Genomic DNA, 18,984 nt, shown 5'->3' with positions numbered 1-18,984 from the left:
CATGAATACGATCCTTCAGTATCTGATGAAAAACACGGTGGCAGGTAAGATTGATAAAGAAACGGCTGTTCAATTGACAAAGATGATCAAGGAATTGGGACAAAATACGGATGATGTGGCGATTATCGGCATGGCTTTGCAATTCCCGAGTGCATCAAATCCAGATGATTTTTGGGGTAATCTGATTAACGGAGAAGATCTCATTAGAAACTTTCCAAAAGTTCGTCAAGAGGATACCAAACAGCACCTGGCGTTTCTGAATGATCAGGAGCACCACACCCGCTATCAGACAGGTGCGTATTTGGAGGAGATTGATAAGTTTGACCACCAATTTTTTGGTATAACCCCTAAGGAAGCCAGCTTGATGGACCCCAATCAGAGGTTGTTTTTGGAAACGGTCTGGAAGGCGATTGAGGATGCTGGATACGGCGGCAAAAAAATGTTGGGAAGCAAGACGGGTGTCTGTTTGGGATTCTGCCTAGGTTCCGAGGATCACACTTATAAGCAGATGATTCAGGAAGTTGAACCGGATTCTGTGCCAATTGCTCTGTCTGGTAATCTGTCGCCGATCATGGCCAGCCGCATTTCATATCTTTTGGATTTAAAAGGACCAAGTCTAGTCGTGGATACAGCTTGCTCCTCCTCACTAGTAGCCGTGCATACTGCCTGCCGAATGCTGGAAAACAACGAAGCAGAGATGACTATCGTTGGAGGTGTTAAGATTCATCTCTTTCCGATGGAATCAGAGAACACGATTGGCATTGAATCTTCCGACGGTCGTACGAAGACGTTTGATGATGGGTCTGATGGGACAGGAATCGGCGAGGGCGTCGCTGCGCTGTTGCTTAAACCGCTGAGCAAGGCGCTCCGGGATCAGGACCATATTTACGCTGTGATCAAAGGTAGTGCCGTTAATCAGGATGGTCATTCCATCGGGATCACCGCACCGAACGTCATAGCCCAAGAAGAAGTGATAGTCCAAGCGTGGAAGAACGCCAAAGTCGATCCGAAGACTATCTCATACATTGAGGCACATGGCACAGGTACGAAGCTGGGGGACCCTGTAGAAGTTGAAGGTATTCGCAGGGCATTTCAACGCTTCACAGATCAAAAACAATTCTGTGCAATCGGATCGCTCAAGACAAACATGGGTCACTTGGACAGTTTGGCGGGACTTGCCGGATTGATCAAAGCGGTTCTTGCGCTGAAACACAAGAAGATTCCCGCGTCGTTACATTTTCATCAACCTAACCGGCAGATTTCCTTTGAGGTATCTCCCGTCTATGTAAACGATCGTCTGATGGAGTGGGAGACGAAAGGAACTCTACGTCGCTGCGGTGTGAGTGCGTTCGGGATGAGCGGAACGAATTGCCATGTGATCCTAGAAGAAGCGCCCTTGTCATCAGTGAAGGCGGATGTGCCTGTCAATGAACCACAATTATTTACACTGTCAGCTTTGAGTGAATCGGTGTTGGACCGGATGGTGAGGGAGTTTTGCGAGTATTTGGAAACGCCGGACGTAGATCATCGCAATCTGACGGATATCTGCTATACCCTATATACAGGTAGAGGACGCTATCAGTGCTGCATCGCAATGGTTGTAACGAATCTGGAAGAGCTGCACCACAAGCTAACACTGCTTCGCCTGAACGGGTTGCAAACGATGTCTGAAGAGCGGATTTTCTATTCTAATAGGGGGCTAGAAGTCGAAGGAACGGAAAATGAATGGGATCAGCGGTACAAGGAGAGGGCTGGCAAGAAAGTGAGTCTGCCTACCTATTCATTTGCTAGAACGAGATGTTGGCTTCAGTACCCGGATGGCACTCAGTTGAGCACGGTTTTAAAAGATAGTACAGAACGCGGCTATAGTGAACCGGAAATTAAAATCGCGAACCTCTGGCGCGATCTATTGGGTCTCGAAGAATTCTCTGTCCATGATGATTTCTTTGAACTCGGAGGGAACTCGCTGGAGGCAAACATTTTGACCGGACGTATACGAAAAACGTTCAGCGTAAACATTCCCATTTCTGAGGTTTTCCGCTCATCAACGATTGCGGAGCTTGCTGAGTATGTCGAAACAGCCGAAACGGCAAACACCATCGCCATCGAAAAATTACGGAAACAAGAACATTACGAATTGTCGGCTTCACAAAAAAGGCTGTTCGGAATTCAACAATTTCTAGGAAAAAATGTAAGTTATAATATGCCGTTTGCGATGCATTTAGATGGTGCGCTTGATCACTTGCGTTTGGAACAGGCGTGGAATCAGTTGATTGCGCGGCATGAAACGTTACGTACCTGGTTTGAAGTGGTAAATGACGAGCCGGTTCAGAAAATCCAGGAGGAATACTGCTACAAGATTAAGTGTCAGGAAACGAAGAAACATCTGCTCCAAGAAGTTCTTCGAGATTCAATTCGACCATTTGATCTTGCCCAACTACCGTTGTTCAACTTGAAGTTGTTCAAATTGGACGAAGGCAGACAGATTCTTTTCTTCGATATGCACCACATCATTTCTGACGGTGTCTCCGTCAGCGTCTTACTAAAGGAATTGGTGGACTTGTACCAAGGGCACGAACTTGCACCGCCCGAAGTGCAATACAAGGAATACGCTCATTGGCAGAAACAGATCATGTCCTCGGCTACGTATCAGAAGCAGAGGGAATTTTGGATCAACCAGTTTGCCAACTACATTCCGGTGCTCAATATGCCGACCGACTATCCACGTCCTCATCTCAAGACATACGAAGGGGATAAGGTGCTATTCGAGATTGATGGCGAGATGATGGCGCAGGTAAATACGCTTGTTAAAAATACAGGAACCAGTTTGTACGCCGTGTTGCTCAGTACCTTCCACATCCTGCTCGCCAGACATAGTGACCAGGAGGAGATCGTCATTGGATCTCCGATCGCGGGACGTACGGAGGACGATTTTCAAGAAACGGTCGGTATGTTTGTCAACATGCTTCCAATGCGTAATCGAATGCAGCTTGGGATGACATGTCGTGAATTTATCGAAGAGGTCATGACTAATACGATGCATGCATTTGAAAATCAGGATTATCAGATAGACGATTTGCTGGCCGATGTTGGAGGAACTTGGTCACCCGACCGCAATCCGTTCTTTGATGCCGTGTTTGCTCTGCAGAACATGGACATTAGCGAAGTCACGTTTGACGATGTTCATCTCATCCCAATTCCGTTCTATGAGTTGGAATGGAACATCGCAAAGTTCGATCTGTCGCTGTTCGCCGTGCACGCCAAGGAGGGCATGAATTTCTGCTTGGAATACAGTACAGATTTGTTTACGGCTAAAACAGCCCAACGTTTGCATCAGGATTTTGTGCGGATTATTAAGGATATGACAGAAAATTATGACATGGCCATCAACCAAATCGATCTGCATGACGACTCTACTTTACTGGATAGCATATCGCTCGATGAGGTGACATTTGATTTTAACTGATAGGACGACTCAAATATATTTGGAGGTTTCAGATGGTGTTAGATCAATCCACAAAAAACATTTTCCTTTCTAGTGGGAAGTTCGAGAAAGAGAAACAATACTGGCTGAACCATTTGAATGGAGATCTCGTAATCACGGGGTTCCCTGGAGATTATATGTCGGGATCGTCTGATGCCCAAGACATCAAATTAGCGAGATACACGTTGCCGGCAACAACTTCGGAACGAATCCTGAAGATCAGCAGGCGGGTTGAATTCGGGGTTTACACGATTTTGACCACCTGTGTGAACTGGCTGCTTCACAAATATACCGGGGAAACCGACATCACGGTGGGCATGCCGATTTTTAAGCAGAGTACGAATCAGCCGATCAAACTGATCAATCAAATGGTGGCGTTGCGTACCTGTATTCAACCCCACCTCTCGTTTCAACAACTGTTGATGCAAGTGAAGACGACCATCGACGAGGCCAATCAAAATCTAAACTTCCCGTATGAAATCCTTGCGGAACTCTTGCAACTGCCCAGTGGCGAGGGACAGCAATCGTTGTTTAAAACGATTGTCCAGCTTACAAACATTCACGAGCAGCGGATGTCTTCGACAGTAAGCGATCTCCTGTTTAGCTTTACCCTATATGGAGATCAGATTGAATGTGAAGTGAAGTATCAGGCTTCCTTGTATCACCCGGAGACGGTTGATCAGATCATCAACCATTTGTTCCGCGTCGTTGACTTATTAACCACACATCCCAATGTAGATATGTCGCAGTTGGAAATCGTTTCAGCCAAGGAAAAAGAGAAAATTTTGTTTGAGTTCAATGATACGCAAGTTCCACTTCCTGCTGAGGCACTCATCCATCAGTTGTTTGAACAACAAGTCGCACTGACTCCGAAGCGGCTGGCGGTTGTATTAGACACGGTTTCACTCACATACGGAGAGTTGAACGACAAAGCCAACCAACTGGCGCGCGTGCTGCGCGAAGAAGGGGTACAGCCTGATCAAGTGGTTGGTATTATGGTTCATCGCTCCGTGGAGTTAATTATCGGCATCCTTGCCATCATTAAGGCGGGTGGAGCATATTTACCGATCAGCAGGAATTTTACTCAGGAGCGCATTGCATTCTTGTTACAAGACAGTGATGCGAACATACTGCTGACCATGAACGCGTATGCCGATTTGGTTAGTGAATATTCGGGTGAAGTTTTGTACCTGGACGATGAACGACTATTTGCAGGTGATACATCGAATCTAGTGCATGTGAACAAATCGACGGACCTCCTCTACGTCATGTATACGTCCGGTACGACGGGTAAGCCAAAAGGCACCCTGATCGAGCACCGCAATGTTTGTTCCCTTGTCTTAAATACGAACTTTACGACCTTCGATGAAAACGAACAGATTTTGCAGGCAGGTGCGATAGATTTTGATGCGACAACGTTTGAATTCTGGGGAAGTTTGTTAAACGGTGGGTGTTTACATTTGATCGACGAACATGTGCTACTGGATGCGCGTTTGTTTGCACAGACCTTACAAGAGCGCAAAATTACGAGTATGTTCTTAACGAACGCGCTGTTTACGCAACTCTCCGAAGAAGATCCGAACATGTTCGAGGGAATGAAGAAACTGTTGGTGGGTGGGGAGACCTTATCCGTTAATAGTGTGAACCGGGTTCGACAGGTTTGTAAGTACTTGAAGGTAACGAACGTATACGGTCCGACTGAAAACACCACGTTCTCTACTTTTTTCCCTATAGCACAAAATTATAAAAAAAATATTCCTATCGGCCGACCGATCGCCAATTCGACAGCTTATATTGTGGATACTTATGGTAATTTACAGATGATCGGCATGCCGGGCGAGATCTATGTTGGCGGGCAGGGTGTTGCGCGAGGTTACTTGAATGTACCGGAATTGACGGCCGAGAAGTTCATCCCTAGCCCTTTTAAACAGGAAGAGAGATTGTACAAAACGGGTGACCTTGGTCGTTGGCTATCTGACGGAAGCATCGAATACCTAGGTCGAATCGATAACCAAGTCAAGATTCGCGGCTTTCGCGTCGAGCTTCAAGAAATCGAACAGACGCTGCTGAGATATCCGTATGTAAAGGAAGCGCTCGTTACGGTGCACAAAGATGAGAATGCCCAGAAATATTTGTGTGGATACATCGCTACCGATCGAGACGACATTGTTGCGGAGCTGCGAAGCTTCTTGAATAAAGAATTACCGGATTATATGATTCCGCCAGTTCTGATCCAGCTTAATAAATTTCCGCTTACCCCGAATGGAAAAGCGGACCGTCGAGCGTTGCCTGAACCGGAACTCACAGCTTTGGCCGCCACTACAGAATATGTTGCTCCACGCAATCCATTGGAAGAGCAAATTCAGTCAATCTGGCAGGAGATCTTGGGTGTTGAGCGCATTGGCGTCACCGATCTGTTCTTCGATCTCGGTGGTCATTCACTGAAGGCAATGGCACTGGTGAGCAGGTTGCGACAAGTTCTGCACGTGGAGGTGGGGATCAAGGAAATTTTCACACTGCAGAGCATTGAAGAGCAGGCAAACTTCTTGGCTTCGAAATCTTTCCATCAACTCGATCCAATCGAGAGAGTGAAAGCTCGTGAATGGTATCCTCTCTCTTCTGCGCAAAAACGGATGATCATCTTAGATCGCATTACAAATGAAAAAAAGCATTACAATATTCCGTTACCTGTCCACATCAAAGGTCCTTTGGTAGTAGAACGACTTCAACTTTGCTGGCAGACACTGATCGACCGTCATGAGGCACTGCGGACAAGCTTTGACTGGAAAGATGGGGAACCTGTACAGAGAGTTCACTCGAAGGTGAACGTGCGGATCCCATACGTTTACGCAGAGGACCATCGGTTGAACGATCTGATGAGGGAGTTTCTACGGCCGTTTGACTTGAGCCAGTCCCCCTTGTTGCGGATCGAATTGATTGAATTGTCGAGTGAGCATCATGTGATGCTAATCGATACCCATCACATCATCTCCGACGGGGTCACGCTAGAAATATTGCTGAACGAATTGGCCGAGTTGTATGAAGGTCGTGAATTGCCCGAGGTCAAGCTCCAATATATAGACTTCTCAGCTTGGCAAAACAAACAACTAAGTTCAGAGCCCATGAAACAACACGAGGCGTATTGGCTCGGGCAATTTGAAGATGAGATTCCGTTGCTACAATTACCCACCGATTACGTAAGACCGCCGATCCAACAGTTTGTGGGTACAACTCTGTCCTTCACAATTGAGGAAAGGCTCCACAACGGGTTGAAAAAAATAGCCGCATCCACTGGCACTACTTTGTATATGGTGTTGCTGGCGGTCTTTAAGGTGCTGTTATCTAAATACAGCCGTCAGCAGGATATTGTGGTTGGTACCCCAATCACAGGTAGAACGCATGCCGATACGGAGAAGATTGTTGGCATGTTTGTAAACACACTGGCGATCCGCACTCATCCGACATCGGATAAAAGCTTTCATGACTACCTGGAGGAGGTGAAAGAAAGCTCAATCCAGGCGTTTGAGCATCAAGATTATCAGTTTGAAGATCTGGTGGAAAAACTGAAGTTGCACCGTGATAGCAGCAGGAATCCATTATTTGATGTGCTATTCTCGATGCAAAACATGGATCTAGCAAGTATCCAGACCGAAGAACTCACCTTTGAGGTCGGCGAGTTTCCCTATATGCTGTCGAAATTCGATCTGACTTTGCATGCACAAGAGACAAAGTCAGCTATCGATTTCGCTTTCGAGTACACGACCAATCTATTTACACCCGAAACAATACAGCGAATGGTTCAGCACTTCCAACAGATTCTACAAGCTGTCATCGCGGATTCAGAACAGAAGCTCGGGTCCATTGTGATGCTAACCGAAGCAGAGCGTCATGCCCTGCTCTTGGAGTGGAATCAGACAGAGCGGGACGTTCCGCGAGACCGCACGGTTCACGAACTTTTTGAAAGTCAAGCGTCCAAGTCACCCGACCGATTGGCAGTTGTATACGGAGAACATCGATTGACGTATCAGCAACTCGATGAACAATCTAATCAGTTGGCCCGTGTATTGCGCGACCAGGGTTGCGCTTCCAACCAGATTGTCGCGCTCATTGCGGAACCATCCGTTGAGCTGATTATCGCAATTTTGGCTGTCTTGAAAGCTGGGGGAGCTTATCTTCCGATCGACCCCGAAATGCCTAACGAGCGCATTCGCTATATCTTGCATGACAGCGGAGCCCGACTGCTTCTGCACACAGGACAGAACTTGAGGGAGTTAACTAGCTTTACTGGTGATATTCTCGACATTTGCGACACACGGTTGGCCCAGGTGTCGAGCGCAAGTTTGGAACCTCTAAGTAAGTCGACAGATTTGGTGTATGTTATCTATACTTCAGGCAGCACGGGACTTCCCAAAGGAGTCATGCTGGAGCACTGTAACCTCGTCAACTATGTGAATTGGTTTGCCGGGCTTGCCAACTTGACGCCGGAAGACAAGACACTACTCATCTCTTCTTATGCTTTTGATATGGGTTACACGAGTTTGTATCCTGCGCTGTTGAGCGGATGCGAACTGCATCTGGTCGACAAGAATTTGTATACCGATCCGCATGCTCTGGTCGACTATATCGGAAGGAACCGTTTGACGTTTATCAAAACGACTCCCACCATGTTCAGCATGATGCGATATGCAGAGGAAGAAATATGGTACCGGGCAACAGAGCAATTGCGCTTAATTGTATCAGGTGGAGAACCGATCAATGTGCAGGACGTCACAGAGTTCCATTCGGCACATCCGCAAGTTCGAATACTGAACCATTATGGTCCAACCGAAACATGTATCGGAGCGATCGCTGGGTTTGTGCAATTCGAAGAGTGTTTGAACAAAAAGATTATGCCGATCGGACGACCGATTGCCAATATGCAGGCCTACGTATTGGATGCGGACAGGCAAGTGCTGCCTGTCGGAGTCCCAGGGGAATTGTATCTATCCGGCTATGGGCTTGCAAGAAGCTATCTGAACCAACCAGTTTTAACCGCAGAAAAATTTATCGAACATCCCTTCCGCTATGGTGAGCGGCTATACCGAACCGGAGACGTGGCACGATTTTGGCCAAACGGTCAAATCGAGTTTTTGGGACGTGCAGACAACCAGGTGAAAATTCGAGGCTACCGAGTGGAGCTGGGGGAAATTGAAATTCGTCTGTTACAACACCCGGAAATACGTGAGTCGGTCGTTTTGGTAAAAGACAACCAATATCTCGTCGCGTATGTGGTGACAACGGAAGAACAGTCGACCGCCACCCTTCGCGACTATCTCTCGCATGATCTGCCTACGTATATGGTTCCTTCCTTCTTTGTTCGAATGGAACAAATGCCACTGACAGCAAACGGGAAAATCAATCGAAAGGCTCTGCCCGAGGTAGAAGATGCGTTCGACACGGTGCACGAATATACCGCACCTCAAGATCAGACCGAAAAGATTCTCATACAGATGTGGGAGGAGGTACTGGGTCTCCAGAACATTGGTACTCAGTTCAATTTCTTTGATGTTGGAGGCAATTCATTGCTGATGATCCGCTTGCATGCCCTTGTCGATAAACAATTCGGAGGTGTAGTCACCGTAGCTGATCTGTTTGCGTATCCGACCATTTTGAAACTGGCGGAATTCATCCGGAAACAGACAACGGAAGAACGTTTGATCGATTTGAAGCCGATTCAGTTCCCAGAAGAATATTTCGCGTGGAGTTCTGAGCAAGCGCGAGGATCCTTAAATTTATATCTGGAAGGGGAAGCGTATGAGCGTTTACGAGTCATTTGCGACTCGTTGAACAGTGGAATGGCAGAAACGATGGCAGGATTGTTCCTCTATCTGTTGGCTGAACTATCGGAACAACAGAAGGCGGAGATACAGGTCAGTGTGGACGGAACGGGTAACGTACTTTCTGTGCAGATCGATCTCGATCAGCTTGAGAGAATCGAAGATCTGGTAGGCGTTGTACAGGCACAAATCGAGGACCTTGAGCGTCTCCGCTATAGATTCGCGGATGTTGAGACGAGCAAGATCAACAAGACAAACAGGGCGGTACTTGGGTTTGCCAAAAAAAGTGCAGGTGTCTATGACCAGCAGACCCTAGAGGTATGTGACGTGTATTTGATAATGGATGAGGGGCCCCATCATCTATATTTTGAATGCGAGTACAATGGTCGCATCCAGAAAGTCAAAGTACGCGAGATGATGGAGCAGTATTTGCAAGTCATTCAGTCGTTCACAGATCATTTTCACACTATCCAAATGTAGAGGAGGAACCGGGTTTGATTGCTTTCTTATTTCCGGGCCAGGGTTCGCAATTCGTGGGGATGGGAAAAACGCTTTTCGATAAATTTTCGATCGCAAAAGATGTGTTTCAAGAGGCCAATGATGTTCTGAACATGGATTTCACCTCTTTATGTCTTGTCGGTGATTTAGATGAGCTGACCAAAACGGAGAACGCACAGCCCGCTCTATTGACCGTGAGCATGGCAGCCTACCGAGTGTACATAAAAGAGTTCTCGATTGCTCCAGACTTTCTTGCGGGACATAGTCTAGGAGAGTTCACTGCACTGGCTTGCAGCGGTGCATTGTCATTTGCGGATGCTTTGACCATTGTACGCCGTCGCGGCGTGTTGATGCAGGAAGCGGTGGCTAATGGGCTGGGTGTGATGACGGCGGTTGGAGAAGTGGAACGAAGTGTAGTGGAAACGGTGTGTGCGGAAATTTCAACCGTGTCAAAACCGGTGACGATCGGTTGCTACAATGCGCCGAAACAGTTGGTGATCTCCGGTCACCAAGAAGCTGTCAACCGAGCTGAGGCGTTGTTGGAAGCAAAGGGCGCTTCGATCACGCCGCTGAAAGTGAGTGCCTCCTTTCACAGCCCGTTGATGACATCAGCGGCGGTGCAACTGCGCGAGTATCTCATGAACTTCACGTTTGGCCCGATGGATGTTCCAGTGATTTCTAACGTCACTGCGTTGCCGCATGAAAATGCGGACAAGGTGATTGACTTACTGACCCGTCAGATGACGGAGCCTGTGCGTTGGCAGGAGACGATGGAGTATCTGAAAGGGCGCGGGGTCAAACACGTCATAGAGATGGGGTCAAAACAAGTCCTGAAAAAACTTGTCGTTAAAAATCTTCCGGGCATACGCGCTTATTCGCTGGGGGAAGCGGATGAACTACAAAACTTGAAAGAAACGTTTGCCATACTGAATCATGTTCCTTCGTTTATCGGCAAATGCCTGGCGACTGCAGTCGCGACTAAGAATCGGAACACGAATCACGACGAGTATCAACGTGGTGTTATTGAACCTTATAATCGCATAAAACAGATGCTGATGGAATTGGAGCAAACAAACAAACAACCGACCGAAGAGCAGAAACTCGCGGCGTTAGATATGCTGCACTCAGTGTTTGTTACCAAACAAGTTCCGTTAGCAGAACGAGAGTTTCGACTACAGCATTTGTTTCGCGTAACCAAGACGGGAAATTTGATGAGCCAAGTGGGCACAGGGGGACGCGCATGAGCAAGCTACTGAATTTCAAGCAGAACGACTCTACTCCAAATAGTACAAAAAGCGCATCGAGAATCAATGAAGTTTCGATGAAGGAAATAGCGATCATTGGCGCCGCAGTGTACTACCCGAAGGCTGAAAATCTTGATGATTTTTGGAAAAACTTGATGGAAGAAGTCGATTGTTCAGGGGATTTACCTACCAGTCGGGAAAACGATATATCTAAATACTTACAGTTTAACAACCTGCTTAAAGAGGATACGAAATTTTTTAAGGGTTCGTACCTCGAAGAGGTCGACAAGTTCGACTACAAGTATTTTGGACTGACACCTAAAGAAGCAGAACTGATGGATCCCAACCAACGGCTGTTTTTGCAAACCGCTTGGAAGGCGCTAGAAGATGCAGGGTATGGTGGCGAAAAATTGGTTGGTTCGAAAACCGGCGTCTACGTAAGCAGTGAGAGCCGTAAAGGTCTCAGCTATCAACAATTAATCCATGACATCGAGCCGGAATCGCTTGTCTACTCGTTACCCGGCAATTCGGTTTCGATGATTCCCAGTCGAATTTCCTACATCTTGGACTTGCATGGACCGGCGGTGATGATTGACACAGCGTGCTCCGGTGCCCTCGCCACCGTTCATCTCGCAAGTCAAGCACTACGCAACGGCGAGATTGATCAGGCGATTGCTGGCGGCGTGAAGATCAATTTCCTCCCGCTTGATGTTAATATGCGTGTTGGCATCGAATCCTCCGACGGAAGAACCAAGACATTTTCTGACAATTCTGATGGTACAACAGTCGGGGAAGGGGTGGCCGCCCTGATCCTGAAGCCGTTGTACAAGGCGATCCGTGACAAAGACCACGTGTATGCGGCCATTAAAGGAAGCGCGATGAACCACGATGGTCATGCGATCGGGGTTACGGCACCGAACATGCTGGCACAGGAACAGTTAATTTTAGACGCTTGGAAAGATGCAGGCGTAAATCCGGAGAACATCTCGTATATCGAAGCACATGGTACGGGCACGCTCCTTGGCGATCCTATCGAGATTGGTGGAATACAAAGAGCGTTTAAACGATTCACTGATCGCAAGCAATTCTGTGCGATCGGCTCGGTTAAATCCAATATGTCCCACACCGACAACTTAGCAGGGGTAACTGGTCTACTCAAAACGATCATGAGTTTGAAACATAAGAAGATTCCAGCCACACTGTATTTTGAGAAACCGAATCACAAGATCGCGTTTGAAGAATCGCCAGTCTATGTTAATGATACCCTTAGCGAATGGATGAGCGAGGGAGTACCGCTGCAATGTGGTGTCAGCGCGTTCGGAATGAGCGGTACGAATTGTCATGTCGTATTGGAAGAGGCTCCATTGCGCCAGCGCCATCATCTAGACGAATTGAGCGGGCCGCACCTGTTGACGTTGTCTGCTGTTTCCAAGCAGTCCTTGGAGAGAATCATCGCGGATTATCGTCAACGGTTAGCCGAGATCACAGAGTCCGAAACTCATTTGGCTGATGTTTGCTTTACAGCCAACACCGGTCGCGGACACTATCAACATCGATTAGCAGTGATTGCTCACGATGTGCCAGATCTTTTGGAAAAACTGAACAGACTGGATCTTGATAAATGGTCACAAGGAGCAGAGGGTACGATCTTCTACAACGCGCAAGCTCGCTCTTTCCAATCAGAAAAGGCAAACGGTTATTTGGAGGAGTCGGCTGCGACTCTGCAGAATCGAGAAACAATTCTTGTCTCGCTCGCCGGATTGTACGTGCAAGGCGCAGCGATTAATTGGGATATGCTGTACGATCGACTCCCTGTGCAGCGAGTCAGTTTACCGACATATCCGTTTGAGCGCACCAGATGTTGGATGGATATATCATTAAATCCAAATATCAATATTCAAAGTCAAGAGCTTTTGCAAACACATCTGGAACTGCTGACCTACTTACAAAAACAAACTCAATCGGATGAAACCAACAAGGAAAAACTCCAGGGTTTCATTCGAATCCTGAAAAAATATAGCCCTTCGGAAGAACACCCTGTGAAACGAAAGATTGAACTGACTGGACGTGAATCGGGCTTTTATACCCAGAAGGAGCTCGAGATCGCGGAAATCTGGCAGAAAGTACTGGGTATCACAACCCTCAATATCCACGATGATTTCTTTACCTTGGGCGGAGACTCATTCATAGCCATCCAAATTGTTTCTCAGTTGCATAAGAACTATGAAATTTCGTTGAACGATGTGTTTACATACACGACCTTAGAGAATATGGCTGCAAATTTGAATAAACGGCCGGAAAACACCCAAAACAAAATTGAAACCTTGAAACAATTCGCCAACCGAAGTGAACAGTATCTATTGGAGAACTCCGATTACGTCGAACGTGAACAAGCGGCCTACAGGAAACGAAACGACGCGTATAAGGAACTAAATCTACAGGAAATCAAGACATATCAACACATTCTCATCACGGGGGTTACCGGGTATCTCGGCATCCACCTGATGTTCGACATACTAAAAGCAACGGATAGTGATGTACATGTGTTGATTCGTAGCAACAGTGTGAAGGCAGCTGAATCTAGACTGGCCGCAAAGTGGCAGTACTATTTTGCGGATAATCTTTTAGAGAACGAGGCGTATCGCAGCCGTGTAAGGATTGTCATTGGAGATCTGACGAAAGAACATTTTGGCATGTCTTTACAAACATATGAAACACTTACTGGCATGGTTGATTGCGTCATTCACGCCGCCGGATTGGTGAAACATTTTGGTACATATGATTCCTTTGAAGAAACGAATGTGAAAGGCACCGAACGCCTGGTTCAGTTCTCCTTGCAGGGCATTCAGAAAGACTTCAATATGATCTCATCGACCGCGGTTGCTCGCGGACGCGTTCAGAATGAGCAATTAGTGGTGTACTCCGAATATGACACAAATATCGGTCAGGAGATCAATAATCCCTATGGAAAAAGTAAATTAGAAGCGGAAAAAGTCGTCTTGGCGGCAAGAGAGCAAGGCCTAAACTGTCATATTTTCCGAGTTGGGAACATTATGTTTGATTCGAAAACGGGGAGATTTCAGGAAAATATAGAGGATAACGGATTGTACACGATTCTCAAAGCAATGATCAAGATGAGGTTGTTTCCTGACATCCAAACAACGGAAATCGACTTCTCCTATATCGACTATGTAAGCCGAAGCATCTGTCTATTATTTAACAGAAAACATCTTGAGAACGAGATTTTCCATATCTTCAATCCCAATAAGAGCTCTTTGTTTGAAGTTGCAGAAGCGGTTCGTAAACACTTCTCCAGTCTGCAGATCGTTTCGTTTAATGAGTTTGTCGATTTTATCAGCGAGAGAAGTGCAGACCCGGATCTCTCTTCGGATATCAACAACTTGTTGCTTCACATGGGCTTTTTCGATTATCTAGGGAACGGAGGAGGAGGTACGCACTTCCACGTTCTGGCTGATAAAACAGCTCTACTCCTCGAGAAAATGGGGGTGAATTGGAACAAGCCAACACAAGATCAGATGGATATGATGCTAGCCCATTGTTTGGAGAGCAACTTTATTTAACGATAGCTGTCATAGGAGGTGATATTACGAATTTTACATTGTTTAAAAACCGCAATTACGCACTGTTAATTACATCGGAAGCAACGTCTCTATTCGGAACACTGTTTTTGAACATCGCTTTATCCCTGTATGTTTTAAAACTAACGGGGTCTGCAGAGCAGTTTGCAACCGTGCTCGGGGTCGGAGTTGTTCCAACCATCGTCTTGGGGCCAATTTCCGGTGCGCTGTCAGACCGTTTTGACAGAACGAAATGGATTGTCGCACTGGACATCAGTCGTGGCTTGCTCTGTATGGCAATGTTCTCGTACAGCTTTGACTGGACGTTTCATCTTCCATTGATTTATTTCACGGTTTTCTTCCTCTCCGCATGTGACATTCTGTTTGCGCCGGCGTTTATCTCGATCATGCCGCTGATTGTCAAACCAGAGCAGTTGGTTGAAGCAAACACCTTCGAGAGAACGATGAATGAGACGATGAAAATTTTCGCTCCGTTCTTGGGAACCTTGGTTTACAGTCTGGTTGGGCTTGGACCTGTTCTGCTGGTCGATGGGTTGTCGTTCTTTATCTCAGCGGTTGCACTGCGTTCCATCGTTATGGAGAAGCGTGATCCCGGAACGATGCGACAAATACGCTTTTTCCAAGACGTCATTGGCGGATTCAAAGTATTTCTGGTTGATAAGCGGTTGACATCGGTCGTCGGCAACGCCTTTTTGACCAACACTTTTATGTACCCGTTTATCTTGCTCGGATTCCCGTACATGATCGTAACGGTCCTCGGAGGTAAGGGAACAGAATACGGTCTAGTGGAAAGTATTTCAACGATCGGATCAATCAGTGCGATCTCGGTCGTTCCGCTCATGAAACGATTCGGTGTTGCCAAAAACATCGGCATTGGGATTTTAGGCATGTGTGTCCCGGTCGTGCTATTGCTGTTCTTGGCAAGCCCCAAGTTCTTGGCCTTTCTGAAGGGAGCTCATTATCTGCCGGTTATCTTCTTCGGTTTAGTCAGCTTCGTCTTGTTCTTGTCGTTTAGCTTCTATGTGGTGTTCTTTGCTTCGTTTTATCAAACAACGGTTCCCAAGGAAATGTACAGTCGATTTGTTGCAGGAGCACTGGTCATGAATGCAATCGGGAAACTGATCGGATACAAAGTGTTCGGCTATTTGTTCAGCCTGGATAACCTGCTCTACGCGGTCATCGCATTAGGGATTGGCATGTTGTTAAAACTTTTGGTACACGTTCCGTTTGTTCGAATCACCAATCAAATCGAAAAACAACAACAGCACACTCACACTGCCTATACCGGCACGACAAATGATGTGCATTAAATAAGGTTCTGGTGCAAGAATTTACGAAACCACAATATACAGTGGTGATTCACAACTGATTCCACGCTACATATGGTGTATTCAAATATTTTCGCACCAGAACCGAATGTTGTATCACAAACACCTGCTCTGGGGGATTCAACACATCATTTTCTTCCCATACTGTGTATGGAGGAGGAAAAACATGGGCAAAGAAGGAAATCCCCTATACAATGATGATAGAGTAGTAGAGTTGATAGAGGTGAAAAAAGTGACAACAGCAGTCATAAAGTTGGAGCAACGTCTGGAAACATCCAAACTGCCACCGCTCGTCACGAAAAATCCAAAAAGTGCCTTGGAACTGTCAGATATGCTTGGATGCAGTGGTGCGTACGGGAAGACCATGGTGGACATCCATAAAGAAACGAGGTAAGGGGATGTCCACGGTTATCTTACCTCATCAAGTAAGCAGTCAGTCCTACCACCAAGCATCGGTCTATCTGGATGCTTGTTTTATTTTGGCGTTTTTGGACAAGTCCGACACAAGGCGACTACAAGTGGCACATACGATAGATTTATGGGCAAACGCGGGTGGTGTAACTCTTGGCGTGAGTCCGCTCACCTATTCAGAAGTTATTCGCAACCTGATTCAGACTCACATCCTTCGAGCAGTGCAGGTATATCAGGACAAGCAAGCATATTTGGATAGAGGGGCTCATACCGTGAGAGGTCTGCCGCAGGATGAACAACGGGCTCTTGTTGATTACCATTCCGCAAAAACGCTCTATCAAGTAGCAAAGAGCAATCGACATGTGTACTTCAACAAAGATAGTGAGTTTCTCGTCAATGTCAATGAATTGGTTAAGTCCGTAAAAAAGCGAAATAATCAGCAGTGCCTCGAAGTCTTTTACAGTTTAGCCGTCGAAATTTACAATCAACTGATGATGTCCCTACATAACGATTTTGGCTTCACCACCCGTGTTGTTCCTGTGACCAGTGCGGAATATCTTTTGGCACAAGGTCACGTTTCGTTGCTTTTGTTGGAGAGTGCCGACGCCCTGCATCTTGCGACCGCACGTATGAGTCAATTCGATTACATTGCAACCCTGGATGGGGATTTTGTTCGTGCCAATTACAGCAAGCAGTCGTCCACAGCCATTACCAAAATACTCAGCGTTGCTTGAATAAGCCACCATTGAGAAGTCGCCAGGGAACCATATGGCGGCTTCTTTTGTTGGGTCTCGGGCCTGCCTGGGTGTCTAGGGGCGCGCCGTTGTTAGCTCTGGCTTCGCTCCTCCCCTCGGCCACTTGCCTCACCTTTCCCAAAACTTCGTTTCAAGTAGCATCAACTTGTCATGAATGGATCATCAACCAACCCACACCACAGACAGAGGTAGGCACTTGCTCTCTCATATCTGGTACCATAGTATTCCATAAAATCCATTCCTACCGTTCGTTTTAAGGCGTTTTTGAAGAGGTGGAGGACCCATGATACCTCCACGCTTATAAAGTGCCTCAGATCCTTTATTCCATATTCTCACTCACATTTATATTTTAAACTCCCGATTTAATCGTTTACAAATCAAAACGTATGAATGATCATTTGTGACTATCCAATAAGTATAAAATATCATCCACATCAGATGATTAGAACCAAATCATTCAACATGCATATCGTAATTAAACTGCGTACCAATGATGAAGTGTTCGACTGACGTAATTAGTGTCTATTTTAAATATGGTTATTTATATTTGGTGAATCGCAGTGAATATAATTGTGTAGGAAAAGAGAATAATTATGATTTTAAGTGACATAAACAACATCCGATAATAGAAAGGTATCGGATGTAATCGTCCAATTTGAATATGGATGATGATGCCCTAAATGGTTCTTGAAGTGGTACAATGATGTCTATATCGTGAAAGGTGGTCGTGTTCGTCATGAGTGGTCCAATGTCGAAAATCACACAAAAGAATCAAATCACAATCCCAACCTCCATTCGTAAAGAACTTGGCACAAATCCTGGTGATCGCGTTGTTTTTCGGGTAAATGATGAAGGTGAGGTCATTTTGCGTGCGATTAAGCAGGTTTCGCCCGATGCATTGTATGGCGCATTACATCGTCCGAAAAATGAATATATGCCAATGGACAAATTGAGGGATCAGATTTCAGAAGAACTGACAGAGAAATATCGTGGCGCAAAGGAAGAGATGGAATGAAACAACGTATGTTAGATACCCATGTCATCTTGAGGTACATTTTGCGCGATCACGACCAACTTTCTCCACAAGCAAGGGATCTTTTTGTAAATGCGGCGAAAGGAGAAATTGAGCTCCTTTTAGACCCGGTCGTCATTGCTGAGTGCTGTGCTGTGTTATCTGGGAAAATCTATGGGTATGCGAAACGAGATGTGGCCGGTGTACTTGGTCAGATTGTGATGATGGAGGGGGTTTTTGCAGCGGATCCCGTTATCCTCTCTGAGGCACTGGAGTTTTATGCGAAACACAATCTCGATTTTACAGATGCCTACCTGGCAACGACCGCGAGAGGGAAAGGCGTGACAGTGGTGGATTTTGACCATGATTTTAGCCGTAAGCACCCCGATGCATCCGTGAACGTCTGATGGAGAACTGTGATGAATCGCGCCAATGATGCGCTGATAAGGGCAAGCTGAAACAAATCGGAAACTTGTTCATGTCTGTTTTGAGAGGGAAGTGGATGTAGGATGACAGAAGTGCCCTCCCATTCCTATTCGTTATCCATAGACCAGCGTGAGAGATTGAATCAACAAATCAAGCATTACATCACGCAATCACAGGCGGAAAATACCCGACGCGGTTACCAAAGTGACTGGCGTCACTTTTCAGATTGGTGTAAAGCACAATCTGTTAACCACCTGCCTTGTTCCCCAGAAACGGTTGCGTACTATTTGTCGTACTTGGCTGATCGGGGATATAAAGTCAGCACATTGCAACGCCGAATCAGTTCCATCTCGATGGCTCACAAGACATCTGGCTATCCATCTCCGACGGAAGATCCAGGCCTTCGAACGG

The 18,984-nt window shown here is 46.4% G+C and carries 10 protein-coding genes; all 10 read left to right on the top strand.

Translation table 11 applies throughout. The features are described 5' to 3' along the window. The first annotated feature begins 1 nt into the window (after position 1). A complete protein-coding gene (locus tag ACFSB2_RS17195; RefSeq protein WP_377944340.1) occupies positions 2 to 3,466 on the top strand; it encodes a condensation domain-containing protein in 3,465 nt (1,154 codons plus the stop codon). A 35-nt stretch (positions 3,467 to 3,501) separates the two neighbouring features. After that, positions 3,502 to 9,780 (top strand): amino acid adenylation domain-containing protein, encoded by a 6,279-nt coding sequence (locus ACFSB2_RS17190; protein WP_377944339.1) that lies wholly within the window; start codon positions 3,502 to 3,504, stop codon positions 9,778 to 9,780. Positions 9,781 to 9,794: 14 nt separating this feature from the next. Beyond that, positions 9,795 to 11,042, top strand: a complete 1,248-nt coding sequence (gene fabD / locus ACFSB2_RS17185; protein WP_377944338.1) for an ACP S-malonyltransferase — start codon at positions 9,795 to 9,797, stop codon at positions 11,040 to 11,042. Next, positions 11,039 to 14,623, top strand: coding sequence for a beta-ketoacyl synthase N-terminal-like domain-containing protein (locus ACFSB2_RS17180; RefSeq protein WP_377944337.1), 3,585 nt, complete (start codon positions 11,039 to 11,041; stop codon positions 14,621 to 14,623). The genes fabD and ACFSB2_RS17180 overlap by 4 nt, the downstream gene beginning before the upstream one ends. After that, complete coding sequence (locus tag ACFSB2_RS17175) at positions 14,599 to 15,951, top strand: MFS transporter (protein ID WP_377944336.1); 1,353 nt, start codon at positions 14,599 to 14,601, stop codon at positions 15,949 to 15,951. Before ACFSB2_RS17180 ends, ACFSB2_RS17175 begins: the two co-directional genes overlap by 25 nt. A gap of 184 nt (positions 15,952 to 16,135) precedes the next feature. Further along, complete coding sequence (locus tag ACFSB2_RS17170; RefSeq protein ID WP_377944334.1) at positions 16,136 to 16,363, top strand: hypothetical protein; 228 nt, start codon at positions 16,136 to 16,138, stop codon at positions 16,361 to 16,363. Between the two features lie 4 nt (positions 16,364 to 16,367). Continuing rightward, positions 16,368 to 17,114, top strand: coding sequence for a PIN domain-containing protein (locus tag ACFSB2_RS17165; RefSeq protein WP_377944333.1), 747 nt, complete (start codon positions 16,368 to 16,370; stop codon positions 17,112 to 17,114). A gap of 757 nt (positions 17,115 to 17,871) precedes the next feature. After that, positions 17,872 to 18,150 (top strand): AbrB/MazE/SpoVT family DNA-binding domain-containing protein, encoded by a 279-nt coding sequence (locus ACFSB2_RS17160; protein WP_377944332.1) that lies wholly within the window; start codon positions 17,872 to 17,874, stop codon positions 18,148 to 18,150. After that, positions 18,147 to 18,554: a PIN domain-containing protein gene (locus tag ACFSB2_RS17155; RefSeq protein WP_377944331.1), complete on the top strand. Its 408-nt coding sequence runs from the start codon at positions 18,147 to 18,149 to the stop codon at positions 18,552 to 18,554. Before ACFSB2_RS17160 ends, ACFSB2_RS17155 begins: the two co-directional genes overlap by 4 nt. A 102-nt stretch (positions 18,555 to 18,656) precedes the next feature. Further along, positions 18,657 to 18,984, top strand: a 328-nt coding sequence (locus tag ACFSB2_RS17150; protein ID WP_377944330.1) for a site-specific integrase, incomplete at its 3' end; no start/stop codon positions are given.

Source organism: Alicyclobacillus fodiniaquatilis (assembly GCF_042678105.1).
GTDB classification, from domain to species: domain Bacteria; phylum Bacillota; class Bacilli; order Alicyclobacillales; family Alicyclobacillaceae; genus Alicyclobacillus; species Alicyclobacillus fodiniaquatilis.
This window is presented reverse-complemented; position numbering and strand designations above follow the sequence as displayed.

Bases quoted from the DNA above. Each gene is read 5' to 3' on its own strand.
- ACFSB2_RS17195 (WP_377944340.1), top strand. From the start codon at position 2: ATGAATACGATCCTTCAGTATCTGATGAAAAACACGGTGGCAGGTAAG.
- ACFSB2_RS17180 (WP_377944337.1), top strand. From the start codon at position 11,039: ATGAGCAAGCTACTGAATTTCAAGCAGAACGACTCTACTCCAAATAGT.
- ACFSB2_RS17170 (WP_377944334.1), top strand. From the start codon at position 16,136: ATGGGCAAAGAAGGAAATCCCCTATACAATGATGATAGAGTAGTAGAG.
- ACFSB2_RS17165 (WP_377944333.1), top strand. From the start codon at position 16,368: ATGTCCACGGTTATCTTACCTCATCAAGTAAGCAGTCAGTCCTACCAC.
- ACFSB2_RS17160 (WP_377944332.1), top strand. From the start codon at position 17,872: ATGAGTGGTCCAATGTCGAAAATCACACAAAAGAATCAAATCACAATC.
- ACFSB2_RS17155 (WP_377944331.1), top strand. From the start codon at position 18,147: ATGAAACAACGTATGTTAGATACCCATGTCATCTTGAGGTACATTTTG.